A 16,498-nucleotide genomic window follows, 5' to 3' on the forward strand; every position below is an offset into this window, starting at 1 on the left:
CGACATGTCCACCATCCGCCGATACGCAGCATCCACGACCGCGGTCCTGCTCCTGGCCGGCGGAGCGGTCGCCTGCAGCTCCGACGACGAGGCGTCGCCCCAGGGTGACGGCGACGCCAACATCGAGCCGCCGGCCACCGACGGCGAGCAGGACGGCGGGGCCGAGGCTCCGAGCGACGACCGGCCCCCGGCCGACGAGGATCCCGCCACCGTGCCGTCCGACGACGGCAGCGTCGACGACTCCGTCGTACCGGGTGACGAGGAGCCTGGCGCTGAGGACCCCGGCGCCGGGGAGCCTCCCGTCGAGGACCCGGGCGCAGAGGATCCGGCTGCCGAGGACCCGAACGCCTCGGTCCCCCCGCGCGCCGAGGCCGGCTTCGTGTCGTTCGAGCTGCCCGAGAACGCCGTGGAGGATCGCCAGGAGCCCGGACTGTGGCAGTGGTCCCTCCCGGCCACGCCGGAATCCGACCCTCAGCCGGCCGAGCTGCTCGTCGTCCAGGGCCCGGAGAACCACCAGATGACCGGCACCTTCGACGAGGAGATCGCGGCCTTCGAGCAGATGATGGTCGAGGGCCTCCCGGAGGACGTGAACTGGGAGGACGGCGAGGTCGATGCGGCCGAGGGTCTGCGCGTCTACCGCTTCGAGACGCTCGGCCTGGAGCCGGGCGAGGTCCACTGGATCGTGGAGAACGCCTCGACCGGCGAGCTCATGCAGCTCACCGTCACCGTGAACGGAGACAGCACCGAGATGGTCGACGCGATCGACGCGACGCTGCAGCCGTCCGCCAGCTAACCCGCGTGGCCGGCCGACCCGGGCGGCCGGCTGACCCGCGTGGCCAGCTGAGCCGCACCGCCAACCCCGACCGCGTACCACGGCCCCCGAGCGCTCCGGCGCCGGGGGCCGTAGCGTCGTGCCCATGAGCACCGAGTTCACGCACGAGCCCGCCAGGAGCCGCTACGTCACCACGGTCGACGGTGTCGAGGCCGGCGAGGCCACCTACGTCCTCGAGGGCGACATGCACGTCTTCGACCACACGTTCACCGATCCGAAGCAGCGCGGGCAGGGGCTCGCGGGCCGGCTCGTCGAGTTCGCGCTGACCGACGTGCGCGAGCGCGGCGGGATGGTCCGGCCGGTGTGCCCGTTCGTCGTCGACTACATGGACGCCCACCCGGAGTTCGCCGACATCCGCGCCTGACGGCTGCGGGGCCGGTCGACGGGTCCGGCTCGCCGACCCACTCCGCCGAGCTGGACCGAAGCCGCCCGACCAGGACCTCAGCACGGTCCACCTCGACACTCGAAGGTCCAGCTCGCGGACCCGCGCGACCACACGCTGCGCCCTGCCGACGACGCGTCGGGGGGGCGCGACTGCGCAGTCGCGGCAGGGGCTTGTGCCGTCGGTCCGGTCCGGCCAGGATCGTCGCAGGCGCACGGACGCGCCGACGCAGGGGGACCTGGACCTGGAAGGCCGCGCCGATGTCAGCTCCCGCTCACCGACGCCCGCCGCTCGACCGTGCCGACGACCCCCGCGCGGCCGACACCAGGCCCACCGACACCGGGCCCGAGAGAACGAGGCCCACCAGTACCGGGCCCGACGGCAGCCAACCCGCGGCCGGTCCGATCGACACCTCCCCCGCCCGCCCCGCGGCGGGCGCCGCGCTCATCGCGCTCCTCCTGGCTCTCACCGCCTGCGGAGGCTCCGACGACGAGGGGACGACCGAGCACGAGGTCCACGTCGAGGTCGACGACGCCGCGGACGGGACGCCCGAGCTCGCCCCCGTCGAGTCCGGCTCGGACGACGCCGTGGAGGTCGACGCCGACCAGACCGGCGCCGAGACCCTGTCCGACGGCGCCGCGGGCGGGGGTTACGGCGTCGTCGGGGAAGAGGTCGGGGAGGAGGCCCAGGAGGCGGGCCCGACCATCCGCGACGTCGACCTGTCGACCCTCCCGTGGCGGCAGGCGCTCACGGGGGAATCCGTCGTCCCCGTCGAGGGCGACGAGTACGGGCGGATCTACACGGTGGGCGAGCAGATCGAGTTCGCGGACGTCGACGGGGACGGCCACGAGGACGCCCTCGCCGTGCTCGAGGTGGTCGACGGCAACGCCGTGGAGGAGACCTGGTACATCTGGACGTGGGACCCGGAGGCCGAGGCTGCCGTGCAGGTCGAGAGCCCGGTGGCGCGGACCGCCCGCTGCGGGGACACCGTGCACGAGGTCGCCGCGGTCGACGGGGCGTTCGCCGTGACCGAGGCGCTGCGCTACCAGGACGACACCTCCGGCGACTGCGCGACCGACGGCCCGATCGTGCACACCCGCCACGTCACGTTGGAGTCCGGGTGGCCCGTGCTCACCGGCGGCCTGAGCGGTGAGGGCGGGATCTGCCCGCAGTTCCAGTACGCCACCGACGACATGTGGCCGGTCGGCGACGTCGAGCTGCACGCCGCACCGGTCGACGGCAGCGCGCCGCTCGGCGAGCCACGGCCGGACTGGTGGCTCGAGGTCGACGTCTCCCGGCACGAGTTCCTGTGGCGGCCGAACTGGATCCTCGTGCACCAGGTCTACGACGCGCAGCCCGAGGCGCTCGCGAGCTCCAACGGCTACCGGCCCTGCGCGTGGGCGTACCTCGCGGACGATCAGCGCCCGCTCCCCCACGGCCCCTACGTCGACGACCTGTGACGCGGTGCGGCGGTGAGCCGCCCTCACCCCAGCAGGTCGATGATCGCCGCCACCGCGCGCCGCCCCGCCCGGGTCGCCCCCACCGTCGAGGCGCCCGCGCCGTACCCCACGAGGTGCAGGCGCGGCTCGTCGACGACCTCCGTCCCGCGCACGAGCACCCCACCGTCGCGGGTGCGGATCCGCATGGGCTTGAGGTGCCGCAGCTCGTGCCGGAACCCGGTGGCCCAGAGGATCGTGTCGACCGGCGTGAGCGTGCCGTCGGCCTCCCGCACAGAGTGCTCGGTCATCTCCGTGAACATGGGACGCCGGGCGAGGACGCCGGCGTCCATGGCGCGTCTCGTGGCCGGCCCGAGGAACAGCCCGGTCTCGGCGACCACCGGCAGCGGCCGCAGCCCCTGCTCGACCCGTGCGGTCACCCGTTCCTCGACGCCGCGCCCGGCCTCGTGGTCGAACCGTCCGGTCGACCACCGCGGCGGTGTGCGGGTGTACCAGAGCGCCTCCGCCGCGTGCGAGAGCTCGAGCACGTGCCCTACGCCGGAGATCCCGCCGCCGACGACCGCCACGCGATCACCCTCGTGCTCCTCCGGGCCGGCGTAGTCGTGGGTGTGGAGCTGCCGGCCGCGGAACCGGTCGACGCCCGGGACGGTCGGCCAGAACGGTCGGGACCACGTGCCGGTCGCGGAGACGACGGCGCGCGCCGCCCAGCTCCCCTGGTCGGTGTGGACGAGGAGCCGACCGCGCGGGTCGTCGTCGGCGCGCTCGACGGCCATGACCACGACCGGCCGCAGCACCGGCAGGTCGAACATGTCCTCGTACGTCGTGAAGTACCTCGGCAGCGCGGTGGACGCGGGCTCGACCGGGTCCGGCTCCGGGAACCCCGCGCCGGGCAGGTCGTGGATCCCGTTGACCGTCGCCATCGTCAGCGTGTGCCACCTGTGCCGCCAGGCGCCGCCGGGCCCGTCCTCGGCGTCGAGCACGACGAAGTCCGGCACGTGCCCGCGGTGCCGCGTCGCCCCGGTCTGCTCCACCGGGTCGCCCGCGTACCCGACGAGTCCGCGCCGCTGCAGCCGGTATGCGGTGGCGAGTCCGGCCTGGCCGGCTCCGACGACGACGACATCCACCTCACGTGCGCCCGCGCCCCGGTCCACGGGGGCGTCGCCGGCCCGAGCGGCGGTCGAGTCCCCGGGCAGGCGGCGGGGGCGCACGGTGAGCCGTTCGCCGTCGGGGTCACCGCTGGGCGAGAGCACCGGGACCCACCCGGTCGGGCCCGGCACCGGTCGTCGGGTCTCGACGTACTCGCCCCAGGGCTCGCCGCCGTCGTCGCGCAGCTCGGCGTCGGTGTCGGTATCGATGTCGTCGTGCCCGGCAGCCTCTCGGGTCCGTCGGGGCGACGCACGGCGGTCGGGGCCGGTCGCCGCGCTGTCCATGCCGCGACGGTACCCGGCCGGACCCGGGCCCACCTGGTCACTCACGCTCGCCCCCGGCCACCACGTGCGGCCCGCCACGGTACCCACAGGCGGCCGTGCCACGTGGTGATCCACACGCCGTCGGCCGGGTGCGGGACCCCCGACGCCGCGGGAACGTACCGTGGCCCGGTGACCATGGACGACTCGCCGGAGCGCGACGGCGCACGCCGGCACGGGCGCCCCTCCGACGACGGTCCGCGGCCCTTCGAGCCCGTCCGTCTCGGGCGCTCCCCGCTGCACCGGATCCCCACGGTGTCGGTGCTGGCGTTCGCGGTCCTCATCGTCATCGTCGCGTCCACCACCCGCGGTCCCGTCCGGTGGCTCATGCTCGCCGTGGTCCTCGTGGCCGCCCTCAGCGCGTGGCGCTCCGCCCGCATCCGCGCCCGCTCGAGCAGGGACGACGCCGCCGACGTCAGAACCACCGACGCCGACGGCAACGCCGACCCCGGCACCGACACCGGCCCCTGCCCCGGCCGCGACGGGAACCGGGCGTAGCACCGTGGACGGACCCGGCGCGCTGCGCCTTGCACGATCCCTCGTGGCCGAGCACGGGCTGCGCGGGTGGACGGTCGCGCTCGACCGGGCCGTCCGTCGCGCCGGCGCGACGCACTTCCACGACCGCCGCATCACCCTGTCCCGCCACCTCGTCGAGCTCTACACGGAGGACGAGGTGCGCGACGTCGTCCTGCACGAGATCGCCCACGCCCTGGTCGGACCGCGGGTCGGTCACGGCCCGCGGTGGCGTGCCGCCGTCGTGCGCATCGGGGGCTCCCCCCGCCGCACGACCGCTCCCGACAGCCCGAGCGTCCCTGCCCCGTGGTCCGGGCGCTGCCCGGCCGGCCACCTCCACCAGCGCTACCAGCGCCCGCGCGCGACCTACCTGTGCCGCCGGTGCCCGCCCGCCCTGCGCCGGAGCGCCGTCATCGAGTGGACCCACGTCCGGGGTGCGGCATGAGGCGAGAGGCACCGACCGGCACGCCACCGCCGCCGGGCGCCGCGGTACCCGGCACCCCGGCGGGTCCCGGCGACACGCCACCGCCCTCCGGACCACCCCGCGGTTCCGGTCGCGAGGGCGTCCCGGCGTCGGCCCGCGCCCGCCGACGCCGCGAGACCGCCGCGGCCTACGCGCTTCTCGCGCCCTCGCTCGTCGGGCTGATCCTCTTCCTCGGGCTGCCGGTGCTCCTCGTGCTCGGCATGAGCCTCACGCACTACGACCTGCTCGGGGATCCGACCTGGGCGGGCCTGACGAACTACACCGACCTCGCCGGCGACCGCCAGTTCCGCGGCGCCCTGCTCGTCACCGCCGGGTACGTGCTCATGGCGATCCCGCTGACGGTCGGCGCCGGGCTCCTCCTCGCCGTCCTGCTCAACCGCCACCTGCCCGGCTCCGGGATCCTGCGCGTGATCTACGTGCTCCCGTGGGTGTGCTCGCCGCTCGCGCTGGGCGTCGTCTGGCAGTGGATGCTCGCCCCCAGCAACGGGGCGATCAACGCAATCCTCGGCCAGCGCGTCGAGTGGATGAGCGACCCCACGCTCGCGCTGCCCGCCGTCGCGCTCGTGTCCGCATGGTCCTCGATCGGCTACGTCTCGCTGTTCTTCCTCGCGGGCCTCCAGCAGATCCCGCCGAGCATCTACGAGGCGGCCCGGCTCGACGGCGCCGGCCCCTTCCGGATGCTCACCTCGATGACGATCCCGCTGCTGCGACCGACGATGTTCTTCGTCCTCGTCACCACCGTCATCTCCAGCTTCCAGGTCTACGACCTCGTGTACGGGCTCACGGGCGGCAGCCCCGGCTACCCGTCGGGCAGCACCGACGTCATCGCCGCCCGGATCTACCAGGAGGCGTTCGTCGCTCTCGACCTCGGCAGCGCGTCGGCGATGGCGGTCGTGCTGTTCGTCGTCCTCGTCGCGATCACGCTCGTCCAGCAGCGGTACTTCGCGTCCCGCACGACCTACGACATGTCATGAGCACCAACCAGCCGGACACCCAGCTCTCGGCGGCGGGCCCACCACCGCCGCCGACGGACGCCCCCGAGGACGACGCACCCCGCCTCCGCAGGCGCCGCCGCCCGGTGTCGGTCGGCCGCGGGTCCGCCCACGCGCTGACCTACCTGCTGCTCCTGGCGGGCGCGGTGGTCACGCTCGCCCCGCTCCTGCTGCCGGTGATGACCGCGCTGAAGACGAACCGCCAGTTCGCCACCGAGAGCCCGCTCGCCCTGCCCGACCCCCTGACGCTGGAGAACTTCCGCGCCCTGTTCGGCGACGGCGCGAACTTCTGGGTACCGATCGCGGTGACGGTGCAGATGGTGGCGGTCCTCGTCGCCGGCCAGCTCGTGGCCTCGATCCTGGCCGCGTACGCGTTCGCCACGCTGGAGTTCCGGGGGCGCGAGACGCTCTTCTGGTGCTACCTGGCCACGCTCATGGTGCCGGCGGTCGTGACGATCATCCCGCTCTACACGATGATGACGCTCGCCGACCTCAAGAACACGTTCGCCGGGCTCGTCGTCCCGTTCGTGCTCGGCTCGCCCTACGCCGTCTTCCTGCTGCGGCAGAACTTCCGCTCCATGCCGCGCGAGCTCCTCGACGCCGCCACCCTGGACGGCGCAGGCGTGCTCCGGCGGCTGTGGTCGGTGGTGCTGCCGATGAACCGGCCGATCGTCGTCACGCTGCTGCTCATCACCGTGGTCACCCAGTGGAACAGCTTCCTGTGGCCCTCGATCATCGCACCGCGCCCGGAGTGGCACGTGCTCACCACCGCGACGTCGGCGATGCAGACCCAGTACGACGACCGGGTCGTGCTCGTCATGGCCGCCGCGGTGGTGGCCATGTCCCCGCTCATCGTCCTGTTCCTCATCTTCCAGCGGCACATCACGCGCGCGATCGGCGTGGGCGCGGGCCGCTGAGGTCGCGTCCCGTCGAGCACTCGCGCCCACCTGCGCCAGCTCTCGCCCGCCTCCGCCCACTCCTGCCGACCTGGACCCTGCGCCGTCGAACCTGACCTCAGCAAGGTCCAGCTCGGCGGACACAGGTCCAGCTCGGCGCGGAGCGCACACGGCAAGGTCCAGCTCGATGCGCACGGCGCGCGGCACGGGCCGGCCCGCTGTCCGGCCACCGGATGACCGAACGCCGAGCACGCGACTCATGTAATCTTCAACTTTCCGCGCCCGGAGACCCGATGGAGGATCCGATGATCCGTGCTCGCCGCCCGCTGACCACCGCCGCACTGCTCGCGGCGACGGCCCTGACCCTGGCGGCGTGCTCCCCCGGGGCCGACGACCCGGGCGGCGAGTCCGGGACCGACGGTGACGGCACGACCGTCACGTTCCGCCTGTGGGACGAGGTCGCCGCCGAGGCGTACGAGACCTCCTTCGAGGAGTTCAGCGCGCAGCACCCCGACATCACGGTCGAGGTCGAGGTCATCCCGTGGGGCGACTACTGGACCCAGCTCCCGCTCGACGTCCAGTCCGGCGACATGGCGGACATCTTCTGGACGAACACCTCCAACTTCGGCACCTACGCCGACAACGGGACACTGCTCGACATCGACGAGACCCTCGGCGAGGACCACGACGAGTGGGAGCAGTCCGTCGTCGACCTCTACACGCGGGACGGCGTCAACTACGGGGTGCCACAGCTGTGGGACTCGATCGCCCTGTTCTACAACGCGGACCTCGTCGAGGAGGCGGGCATCGACGTCGCCGACCTCCAGTGGCGTCCGGACGCCGCCGACGGTGACACCCTCCTCGAGGCCGCCACCGCCCTGACCACCGACGCCGAGGGCCGCCACCCCGGGGACGACGGCTTCGACGCCGACGCCCGCGAGACGTACGGCTTCAACAGCCAGGCCGACCTGCAGGCGATCTACGTCGACTTCCTCGCGCAGAACGGCGCGCAGTTCCAGGACCCCGAGACCGACGGCTTCGCGTTCGACTCCCCCGAGGGCGTCGAGGCGTTCCAGTACCTCGTGGACCTCGTCAACACGCACCAGGTGGCGCCGTCGGCGGCCGACACCAACGTCAACGGCGACTTCTCACGCGACCTGTTCGTCCAGGGCGACCTCGGCCTGTTCCAGTCCGGCCCGTACTCGCTCCCGCACGTCGCGGAGAACGCGGAGTTCGAGTGGGGCCTCGCGCCCATGGTCGCCGGACCCGAGGGGCGCATCGGCGTGGTGCACGGCGTCGCCGCGGTCGGCAACGCGGAGTCCGAGAACCTCGAGGCGACCACCGAGGTGCTGCGCTGGATCGGCTCGGCCGAGGGGCAGGCGCCGCTCGGTGAGACCGGCGCGGCGTTCCCCGGCGCCGTCGACGCCCAGCAGTCCTACATCGACTACTGGTCCGAGCAGGGGGTGGACGTTTCGGTCTTCGTCGACGCCGCCCAGGAGCCGACCGCGCCGTCCCCGGTCGGGGCGCAGATCAACGCCGGCGCCAATGTCATCACGCCGATCTTCCAGGACATGTTCCTCGGTGCCATCCCGGTCGAGGAGGCGCTCGCCCAGGCGCAGGAGGACGGCAACGCGGAGATGGGCATCGAGTAGCCCGTCGGCGCGGCCACCACAGCTCCACTCGCCGGCCCCCCGCCACCCACCACCTGGTGAAAACGCTCCTTCACGCAGTGGTGCGCTCGCTCGTAGCGTGACCCGCACCTCGCCGCGACGACGCGGCATCACTGCGAGGAGGGGCCATGGGCGTCGCACCGTCGGGCGGAGCGCGCAGCGCCGAGCGCGTGCTCGCTCTCTACGAGCACCTGTGCCGCTCCTCGCGCGCCACCGTCTCGGGCGCGGCGTCGGCCTGCGACCTGCCCGTCTCCACCGCGCTGCGCCACCTGCGCACGCTGGAGTCGACCGGGCTCGCGTACCGATCCGCCGACGGGCTGTGGGCACCGGGCGCGAAGGCCATCGAGCTCGCTGCCCGCGTCCTGTCCGGCGATCCGCTCGTCGCGCTCGCGCGTCCCACGATGGAGCGCCTCGGTGAGCAGGTCGGCGAGTCCGTCTACCTCGCGGTCCGCGGCAGGTCCGGCACCGCTCAGTACCTCGACGCCGTCCGCGGCCCGCACCTGCTCCAGTACTCGGGCTGGGTGGGGCAGACGATCCCGCTGGCCACGAGCGCCGCGGGCCGTGCGCTCACCGGCCGCGGCCTGACCGGCGGATACGCGGTCGTCGACGCCGGCGTGGAGGGCGACGTCACCGCGATCGCCGCTCCCGTGCGCGCCGGCGGCCGGTCCATCGCGTCGATGAGCATCGTCGCGCCCAGCGCACGCCTCGACGACGCAGCGGTCCGCCGTGCCGGCCGGCAGCTCGTCAGCGCCACCGGCGAGCTCTCCGCCACCTTGTCCTCCGGCCAGACCCACGAGCCCGACGGCTGAGCGCCGGACCGACCGCACACCACACCGACGTCGCACCCGACGCGCCACCCGACCACGCCCCGCCCCGCCCCATCGACCAGCAAAGGACCCACCTCATGCGCACCACAGCACCCACTCGTCGGCACGCCGGAGTCGCCGGCGTCGCCACGCTCGCCCTCCTCCTCGCGGCCTGCGGCTCGTCGGAGGACTCGGACGACACCGGCGACGAGTCCGGATCGAACGGATCCGGCGGCGGTCTCGACCAGATCACCGTCGGGATGATCCCCATCGCCGACGTGGTCCCCCTCAACATGGCCGTCGAGGAGGGCATCTTCGAGGAGCACGGCCTCGACGTCGAGCTCGTCGCCGCCCAGGGCGGCGCGGCCATCATCCCGGCCGTCATCTCCGGCGAGTTCCAGTTCGGCTACTCCAACGTGGCGTCGCTGCTCATCGCGCACGACACCGGGATCGGCATCGAGGTCGTGTCCAACGGCTCGACGTCGACGAACGAGCCCGGCAACGACGTCACCGAGGTGGCGTCGCTGGACGAGTCGCTGCAGTCGATCGAGGACCTCGAGGGCAGCACCGTCGCCGTCAACGCGCTCAACAACTTCGCCGACATCACGATCCGCGCCTCGATGGAGGCGGCGGGAGCCGATCCCGACACGGTGGAGTTCGTCGAGCTGCCCTACCCGAGCATGCCGGCGGCCCTGGAGGCCGGCGACGTCGACGCCGCGTGGACCACGGAACCGTTCCGCACGGAGATCCTCCAGAACGGCGGCCACATCGTCGCCAGCCCGATGACCGACATGTCCGAGAACTTCGACTCGGCGTTCTACTTCGCCTCCACCGAGCTCGCCGCGGAGGACCCAGACCTGGTCGAGCGGTTCGTCGCCGCGATGCACGAGGCGTTCGAGCTGGCGATGGAGGACGAGGACGCCACCCGTGACGCCATCGTCGAGTTCACCGGCATGGACCCGGACGTCGCGGCGGAGATCGCCATGCCGCAGTTCCTGCCGGAGATCAACAGGGACGGCGTCGAGGCGCTCGCCGAGGCCGCCGTGAGCTACGGCGCGATGTCCGACACGCCCGACTGGGACGCCTTCTACGGCAGCTCCCGCTGACGGACAGGCCGACGCACCCCGGTCCGCATCGCCCGCACCCGCACCTCGGCCCCCGCCCCACCACCGAAGGAGATCCCATGACGTCCGTGGCCCGCCTGCTCGGCGACATCGCCGAGATCGGTCGTGACCCGTCCCGCGGCGGCTACTCGCGACCGGTCTACTCCACCGCGGAGCGCGACCTGCGGTCATGGTTCGTCGGCGAGGCGAGTGCGCGCGGGCTCGACGTGAGCACGGACCGCAACGGGATCATCTGGGCGTGGTGGGGCGAGCCGCGGGACGGGGCGATCGTCACCGGGTCCCACCTCGACTCGGTCCCCGGAGGGGGAGCGTTCGACGGGCCGCTCGGCGTCGCCTCGGCGCTCGCGGCGATCGACGAGCTGCGACGACGCGGTCACACCCCGGGCCGGGGCCTCGCCGTCGCCGTGTTTCCCGAGGAAGAAGGCTCCCGTTTCGGCGTGGCCTGCCTCGGCTCGCGGCTCCTCACCGGGGCGATCGAGCCGGACCGGGCGCGCGGACTCACCGACGCCGACGGGATCTCCTTCGCCGAGGCGAGCGCCGCCGCCGGCATCGACCCGGACCACCTGGGTCCCGACCCGGAGGCGCTGGCCCGGATCGGCACGTTCGTCGAGCTGCACGTCGAGCAGGGCCGCGGGCTGGGCGACGACCCGCTCGGACCTGCGATCGCGGTCGCGACGTCGATCCTCGGGCACGGCCGCTGGCGGCTGTCGATCGCCGGCCAGGGCAACCACGCGGGCACCACGCTCATGGCCGACCGGCACGACCCCATGGTCGCCGCGGCGCGCGTCGTGCTCGCCGCCCGCGAGGCAGCCGCCGCACGCCCTGACGCCCGCGCCACGATCGGTCGCGTCGTCCCGGTACCCGGCGGCACGAACGTCATCGCGTCGCGCGTCGACATGTGGCTCGACGTGCGGCACCCCGACGACGCCATCACCGCCGAGGTCGTCGCCGCGATCTCAGCGGCCGCGCACGCCGCGGCGGCCGAGGAGGGGTGCACCGTCGACGTCGTCGAGGAGTCCCTCAGCGCGACGGTCGACCTGGACCCCGCCCTGGGGCGCGAGCTGGCGGGGCTCCTGCCGGGCGCGGCACGGCTCGCGACCGGCGCGGGTCACGACGCGGGCGTGCTGGCCGCGCACGTCCCGTCCGGGATGCTGTTCGTGCGCAATCCGTCCGGGATCTCGCACGCTCCGCAGGAGCACGCCTCCGACGACGACGCCGAGCGCGGCGGCCTGGCCCTCGCCGACGTCCTGGTCGGCCTGGAGCCGGGAGCGTGACCGTCCCCGCCCCCGGCGAGGCTTCCGTCGTCGCCCCCGGCCTCGTCCGCCTGCCCGGTCCCGTCAACGCCCACAGCCACGCCTTCCACCGCGTGCTCCGCGGCCGGACGCACGCGGGATCGGGCAGCTTCTGGACCTGGCGCGAGCAGATGTACGCCGCGGCGGCCGCCCTGACCCCCACGCGCTACGAACGCCTGGCCACCGCCGTGTTCGCCGAGATGGCCGCTGCCGGCTGGACCGCGGTCGGGGAGTTCCACTATGTCCACCACGCACCGGACGGCACCCCCTACGACGACCACGCGATGGAGCGGGCCCTCGCCCGCGCCGCGCAGGCCGTCGGCATCCGACTCGTCCTCCTGGACACGCTCTACCTCGCCGGCGGCATCGGCCAGCCGCTCGCCCCGGAGCAGACGCGGTTCGGCGACGGCGACGCCCGCCGCTGGCTCGACCGGCTGGACGCCCTGCGACGAGCCCTGGCCGACGAGTCCGACGACCTGGTCACCGTCGGCGGCGCGGTGCACTCGGTGCGCGCCGTGCCCGTGGACGAGCTCGCCGTCGTCGCCGACGGGCTGGACCCCGACCTCCCGCTGCACATCCACCTGTCCGAGCAGCCCGCCGAGAACGCAGACTGTCTCGCCGCCCACGGCCTGACCCCGACCGGGCTGCTCGACTCCCTCGGCCTGCTCGGCCCGCGCCTGTCCGCCGTGCACGCCACGCACCTGAGCGACGACGACATCGCGCTCCTGGGCGGCGCGGGCTCCACGGTCGTCATGTGCCCGACGACGGAGGCCGACCTGGGTGACGGCATCGGTCCCGCCCGGGCACTGGCCGACGCCGGGGCGCACCTCGCGCTCGGTTCGGACCAGCACGCCGTCGTCGACCCCTTCCTCGAGATGCGCGCCCTCGAGCACGGCGAGCGACTCGCGTCCGTCTCCCGAGGCCGCTTCTCCCCCGCGGAGCTGCTGGCCGCCGCCACCGACGGGGGGCGCCGCAGCCTCGCACTGCCGATCGGCGCGGGCTCCCACCGGGGTCGGGAGGGCACCGGGCACCGGAACCACGACGAGGACCACGTCCTCGTCCGCACGACCACCGCCCGCACCGCGGGCTCCCTGCCCGAGCAGCTCCCCCTGACGGCGAGCGCCGCCGACGTGGCGAGCGTCGTCGTCGGGGGGCGTGAGATCGCCCGCGACGGTGCCCACACCACGCTTGGCGACCCCGGCGAGCTCCTCACGGCGTACCTGCACGACCAGGGCTGACCGCCCACCCCGACCTACCAGCCACCCACGGCTCCGCGAAAGGACCACCAGTGACCACCACCGACCGGCCGGCGTTCACCCGGCACGACCCCTCCCGGCAGGTCCGCGCCCCCCGCGGGACCGAGCTGACCGCGCGGAGCTGGCAGACCGAGGCCCCGCTGCGAATGCTGATGAACAACCTCGACCCGGAGGTCGCCGAGCGTCCCGAGGACCTCGTCGTCTACGGCGGCACCGGCCGCGCGGCCCGCTCCTGGGAGGCCTACGACGCGATCGTCGCCGCCCTGACCGACCTCGCCGACGACGAGACGCTGCTCGTCCAGTCCGGCAAGCCCGTCGGCATCTTCCGCACCAACCGGTGGGCGCCGCGCGTCCTGCTCGCCAACTCCAACCTCGTGGGCGACTGGGCGGACTGGGAGACGTTCCGCGAGCTCGAGGCCGAGGGCCTGATGATGTACGGGCAGATGACCGCGGGGTCGTGGATCTACATCGCCACCCAGGGCATCCTTCAGGGCACGTACGAGACCTTCGCGGCGGTCGCGAACAAGCGCTTCGGCGGCACCCTCACCGGCACGCTCACCCTCACCGGCGGCTGCGGCGGCATGGGCGGCGCGCAGCCCCTGTCCGTCACGCTCAACGGAGGGGCGGTGCTCATCGTCGACGTCGACACCACGCGCCTCGAGCGCCGCCGCGCGAAGCGGTACCTCGACGAGGTGGAGACCGACCTCGACGTCGCGCTCGCGAAGGTGGTCGCTGCCAAGGAGGAGCGCCGCGCCCTGTCCGTCGGCCTCGTCGGGAACGCCGCGGACGTGTTCCCCGAGATCCTCCGCCGCCATGTCGCCGGCGAGCTGACGGTCGATGTCGTCACCGACCAGACCTCGGCGCACGACCCGCTGAGCTACCTCCCGCGCGAGGTCGACGTCGAGACGTGGACCGCGGAGGCCGAGGCCGACCCTGCCGGATTCACCAAGAAGTCACGCGAGTCGATGGCCGCGCAGGTCGAGGCGATGGTGGGGTTCCAGGACGCCGGCGCCGAGGTCTTCGACTACGGCAACTCGATCCGCGACGAGGCGCGCAAGGCCGGGTACGAGCGGGCCTTCGAGTTCCCGGGCTTCGTGCCCGCCTACATCCGCCCGCTGTTCTGCGAGGGGCTCGGGCCGTTCCGGTGGGTGGCGCTGTCAGGGGACCCGGCCGACATCGCCGTGACCGACGCCGCGATCAAGGAGCTCTTCCCCGACAACGAGCACCTGCACCGCTGGATCGACGCCGCCGGCGAGTACGTGGAGTTCGAGGGGCTGCCGGCCCGGATCTGCTGGCTCGGGTACGGCGAGCGGCAGCAGGCCGGCCTGCTGTTCAACCGGCTCGTCGCCGAGGGCGCGGTGTCCGCGCCCATCGTCATCGGCCGCGACCACCTCGACTCCGGTTCGGTCGCCTCCCCCTACCGGGAGACCGAGTCCATGCTCGACGGCTCGGACGCCGTCGCCGACTGGCCGCTGCTCAACGCGCTGACGGCGACGAGCTCCGGCGCCACCTGGGTGTCCATCCACCACGGCGGCGGGGTCGGCATCGGCCGCTCGATCCACGCCGGTCAGGTCGGCGTGGCCGACGGGACCGAGCTGGCCGCGGAGAAGCTCGAGCGGCTGCTGACCAACGACCCCGGCATGGGTGTCATCCGGCACGTCGACGCGGGCTACGAGCGCGCCGCCGACGTCGCCCGGGAGCGCGGGGTCCGCATCCCCATGGCGGACCACCCGTGAGCGAGCTCATCACCGGGATCTCCGAGCTGACGACCGTCGATCCGGCGCTCGGCACGATCCGGGACGCGGCGGTCGTCGTCGAGCACGGCCGGTTCGCCTGGGTCGGGCCCGCCTCGGGTGCGCCGGCTGCGGACCGGAGCACCGACGTCGGGGGCCGAGCCGCGCTGCCCGGCTGGGTCGACTCCCACACGCACCTCGTGTTCGACGGCGACCGCTCGGCGGAGTTCCAGGCCCGGATGGCCGGCGAGAGCTACGCCGCGGGCGGCATCCAGGTGACGACCGACGCCACCCGGTCCGCCGACGACGAACGCCTCGCCACGCTGGTCGCGCACCGGGTCGCCGAGGCGGTGGCCGGCGGGACCACGACGATCGAGACGAAGACCGGCTACGGCCTCACCGTCGACGACGAGGAGCGGTCGGCGCGGGTGGCCTCCGCCCTCGTGGACGAGGTCACCTTCCTCGGCGCCCACCTCGTGCCGTCGGGGTGGGCGGCCGAGGACTACGTCGACCTCGTCGTCGGCGACATGCTCGACGCCGTGGCGCCCCACGTGCGGTGGGCCGACGTCTTCTGCGAGACGGGGGCGTTCGACGCCGAGCAGTCGCGGCGCGTGCTCGAGGCCTGCCAGGAGCGAGGTCTCGGCCTGCGTGTCCACGGCAACCAGCTCGGCCACGGCCCCGGCGTGCAGCTCGCGGTCGAGCTCGGGGCGGCGAGCGTCGACCACTGCGCCTTCCTCGACGACGACGACCTCGAGGCGCTCGGCTCCTCGGACACCGTGGCGACCGTGCTGCCCGCCTGCGACCTGTCCACCCGCATGCCGCTGGCACCGGCGCGCGAGATCCTCGACGCCGGAGCCACGCTGGCCATCGCCTCGAACTGCAACCCGGGGACGAGCTACACCTCGTCGATGGCGTTCTGCGTGAGCACCGCCGTGCTGCAGATGGGGCTGTCCATCGAGGAGGCGGTGCGGGCGGCGACGTGGGGCGGAGCGCGGGCGCTGCGCCGCGAGACCGGCGAGGGGCCGGACGGGATCGGCCCGGTCGGCTCGATCGCCGTCGGGCACCGTGCCGACCTGCACGTCCTCACCCACCCGGCGGCGATCCACCTGGCCTACCGCCCCGGCATGCCCGCGACGCACGCGGTCTGGCGGGCAGGGGTCCGGACGGGCTGAGCGGTCCGCGCGAGCTGAGCGGTCCGGCGCAGCCCTCGGGCGCCGGTGCGGCACGGGTCCTGCTCCTGTGCCGTTCCAGCACCGCCTCAGGGCACCTCCTAGCATGGCCGACATGCTCTTCGCCTTCTCCGTGGCTCCCACGGTGTCCGACGCCCCGGACGGCTCCGTCGGCGAGGCCGTGGCACGCGCCGTCGGCATCGTCCGCGACTCGGGTCTGCCCAACGAGACCAGTGCCATGTTCACAAGGATCGTCGATCTAGGACATGGGTCTTTCATCAGGCCCGCAGGAATCTGAGGAGGGAACCGCCATGTTGCTTGCATTCTCCGTTGCCCCGTCCGGAACTGGCCGCGAAGATGGATCAGTCCACGATGCTGTCGCTGCCGCAGTGAAGGTCGTCCGCGACTCCGGTTTGCCCAATAGGA

Annotated in this window: 16 protein-coding genes and 1 pseudogene; 16 read left to right on the forward strand and 1 reads right to left on the reverse strand. The window is 73.6% G+C overall.

The features are described from left to right. The first annotated feature begins 4 nt into the window (after positions 1 to 4). The 3 genes from ACPYO4_RS15565 to ACPYO4_RS15575 all read left to right on the forward strand — a co-directional run bounded on the left by ACPYO4_RS15565 (position 5) and on the right by ACPYO4_RS15575 (position 2,674). Entirely contained in the window at positions 5 to 793 is a 789-nt protein-coding gene (locus ACPYO4_RS15565; RefSeq protein WP_425710167.1) for a hypothetical protein, read from the forward strand. A gap of 124 nt (positions 794 to 917) precedes the next feature. Continuing rightward, positions 918 to 1,196, forward strand: a complete 279-nt coding sequence (locus tag ACPYO4_RS15570; RefSeq protein ID WP_425710168.1) for a GNAT family N-acetyltransferase — start codon at positions 918 to 920, stop codon at positions 1,194 to 1,196. Positions 1,197 to 1,474: 278 nt separating this feature from the next. Continuing rightward, a complete protein-coding gene (locus tag ACPYO4_RS15575; RefSeq protein ID WP_425710169.1) occupies positions 1,475 to 2,674 on the forward strand; it encodes a hypothetical protein in 1,200 nt (399 codons plus the stop codon). A 23-nt stretch (positions 2,675 to 2,697) separates the two neighbouring features. Here the strand turns inward: ACPYO4_RS15575 and ACPYO4_RS15580 are convergent, their stop codons facing one another. Then, positions 2,698 to 4,101, reverse strand: a complete 1,404-nt coding sequence (locus ACPYO4_RS15580; protein WP_425710170.1) for an NAD(P)-binding domain-containing protein — start codon at positions 4,099 to 4,101, stop codon at positions 2,698 to 2,700. A gap of 168 nt (positions 4,102 to 4,269) precedes the next feature. Here ACPYO4_RS15580 and ACPYO4_RS15585 point away from each other — a divergent pair, with 168 nt between their 5' ends. The 13 genes and pseudogenes from ACPYO4_RS15585 to ACPYO4_RS15645 all read left to right on the forward strand — a co-directional run. Next, on the forward strand, positions 4,270 to 4,635 hold the full coding sequence (locus ACPYO4_RS15585; protein WP_425710171.1) for a hypothetical protein: 366 nt from the start codon (positions 4,270 to 4,272) through the stop codon (positions 4,633 to 4,635). Between the two features lie 43 nt (positions 4,636 to 4,678). After that, on the forward strand, positions 4,679 to 5,095 hold the full coding sequence (locus ACPYO4_RS15590; RefSeq protein WP_425710172.1) for a SprT-like domain-containing protein: 417 nt from the start codon (positions 4,679 to 4,681) through the stop codon (positions 5,093 to 5,095). Next, positions 5,092 to 6,108 carry a carbohydrate ABC transporter permease gene (locus ACPYO4_RS15595; protein ID WP_425710173.1) on the forward strand — a complete coding sequence of 339 codons (1,017 nt, stop codon included), beginning with the start codon at positions 5,092 to 5,094 and terminating at the stop codon, positions 6,106 to 6,108. The genes ACPYO4_RS15590 and ACPYO4_RS15595 overlap by 4 nt, the downstream gene beginning before the upstream one ends. Next, positions 6,105 to 7,043 (forward strand): carbohydrate ABC transporter permease, encoded by a 939-nt coding sequence (locus ACPYO4_RS15600; RefSeq protein ID WP_425710174.1) that lies wholly within the window; start codon positions 6,105 to 6,107, stop codon positions 7,041 to 7,043. The genes ACPYO4_RS15595 and ACPYO4_RS15600 overlap by 4 nt, the downstream gene beginning before the upstream one ends. Before the next feature lie 284 nt (positions 7,044 to 7,327). Continuing rightward, positions 7,328 to 8,674, forward strand: a complete 1,347-nt coding sequence (locus ACPYO4_RS15605; protein ID WP_425710175.1) for an ABC transporter substrate-binding protein — start codon at positions 7,328 to 7,330, stop codon at positions 8,672 to 8,674. A 146-nt stretch (positions 8,675 to 8,820) separates the two neighbouring features. After that, positions 8,821 to 9,501, forward strand: a complete 681-nt coding sequence (locus ACPYO4_RS15610; RefSeq protein WP_425710176.1) for an IclR family transcriptional regulator — start codon at positions 8,821 to 8,823, stop codon at positions 9,499 to 9,501. Between the two features lie 95 nt (positions 9,502 to 9,596). Beyond that, entirely contained in the window at positions 9,597 to 10,604 is a 1,008-nt protein-coding gene (locus tag ACPYO4_RS15615; protein ID WP_425710177.1) for an ABC transporter substrate-binding protein, read from the forward strand. Positions 10,605 to 10,681: 77 nt separating this feature from the next. Next, a complete protein-coding gene (locus ACPYO4_RS15620) occupies positions 10,682 to 11,896 on the forward strand; it encodes an allantoate amidohydrolase (RefSeq protein ID WP_425710178.1) in 1,215 nt (404 codons plus the stop codon). After that, positions 11,893 to 13,152, forward strand: a complete 1,260-nt coding sequence (locus ACPYO4_RS15625) for a formimidoylglutamate deiminase (protein WP_425710179.1) — start codon at positions 11,893 to 11,895, stop codon at positions 13,150 to 13,152. The genes ACPYO4_RS15620 and ACPYO4_RS15625 overlap by 4 nt, the downstream gene beginning before the upstream one ends. Positions 13,153 to 13,202: 50 nt before the next feature. Further along, positions 13,203 to 14,906 carry a urocanate hydratase gene (locus ACPYO4_RS15630; RefSeq protein ID WP_425710180.1) on the forward strand — a complete coding sequence of 568 codons (1,704 nt, stop codon included), beginning with the start codon at positions 13,203 to 13,205 and terminating at the stop codon, positions 14,904 to 14,906. Continuing rightward, positions 14,903 to 16,075, forward strand: a complete 1,173-nt coding sequence (gene hutI, locus ACPYO4_RS15635; protein ID WP_425710181.1) for an imidazolonepropionase — start codon at positions 14,903 to 14,905, stop codon at positions 16,073 to 16,075. The genes ACPYO4_RS15630 and hutI overlap by 4 nt, the downstream gene beginning before the upstream one ends. A gap of 112 nt (positions 16,076 to 16,187) precedes the next feature. Next, on the forward strand, positions 16,188 to 16,370 hold the full coding sequence (locus ACPYO4_RS15640; RefSeq protein WP_425710182.1) for a thiamine-binding protein: 183 nt from the start codon (positions 16,188 to 16,190) through the stop codon (positions 16,368 to 16,370). 13 nt (positions 16,371 to 16,383) lie between these two features. After that, positions 16,384 to 16,498: pseudogene (locus ACPYO4_RS15645) on the forward strand (thiamine-binding protein); the annotation flags it as partial.

The sequence above is a fragment of the Georgenia sp. Z1491 genome, assembly GCF_049856175.1.
In the GTDB taxonomy this organism is placed as follows: Bacteria; Actinomycetota; Actinomycetes; order Actinomycetales; family Actinomycetaceae; genus JB111.

Excerpts from the sequence above, each read along its gene's own strand:
- ACPYO4_RS15570 (WP_425710168.1), top strand. The coding sequence starts at position 918 with ATGAGCACCGAGTTCACGCACGAGCCCGCCAGGAGCCGCTACGTCACC.
- ACPYO4_RS15600 (WP_425710174.1), top strand. The coding sequence starts at position 6,105 with ATGAGCACCAACCAGCCGGACACCCAGCTCTCGGCGGCGGGCCCACCA.
- ACPYO4_RS15575 (WP_425710169.1), top strand. The coding sequence starts at position 1,475 with ATGTCAGCTCCCGCTCACCGACGCCCGCCGCTCGACCGTGCCGACGAC.
- ACPYO4_RS15640 (WP_425710182.1), top strand. The coding sequence starts at position 16,188 with ATGCTCTTCGCCTTCTCCGTGGCTCCCACGGTGTCCGACGCCCCGGAC.
- ACPYO4_RS15620 (WP_425710178.1), top strand. The coding sequence starts at position 10,682 with ATGACGTCCGTGGCCCGCCTGCTCGGCGACATCGCCGAGATCGGTCGT.
- ACPYO4_RS15615 (WP_425710177.1), top strand. The coding sequence starts at position 9,597 with ATGCGCACCACAGCACCCACTCGTCGGCACGCCGGAGTCGCCGGCGTC.
- ACPYO4_RS15605 (WP_425710175.1), top strand. The coding sequence starts at position 7,328 with ATGATCCGTGCTCGCCGCCCGCTGACCACCGCCGCACTGCTCGCGGCG.
- ACPYO4_RS15610 (WP_425710176.1), top strand. The coding sequence starts at position 8,821 with ATGGGCGTCGCACCGTCGGGCGGAGCGCGCAGCGCCGAGCGCGTGCTC.
- ACPYO4_RS15565 (WP_425710167.1), top strand. The coding sequence starts at position 5 with ATGTCCACCATCCGCCGATACGCAGCATCCACGACCGCGGTCCTGCTC.
- ACPYO4_RS15580 (WP_425710170.1), bottom strand. The coding sequence starts at position 4,101 with ATGGACAGCGCGGCGACCGGCCCCGACCGCCGTGCGTCGCCCCGACGG.
- ACPYO4_RS15595 (WP_425710173.1), top strand. The coding sequence starts at position 5,092 with ATGAGGCGAGAGGCACCGACCGGCACGCCACCGCCGCCGGGCGCCGCG.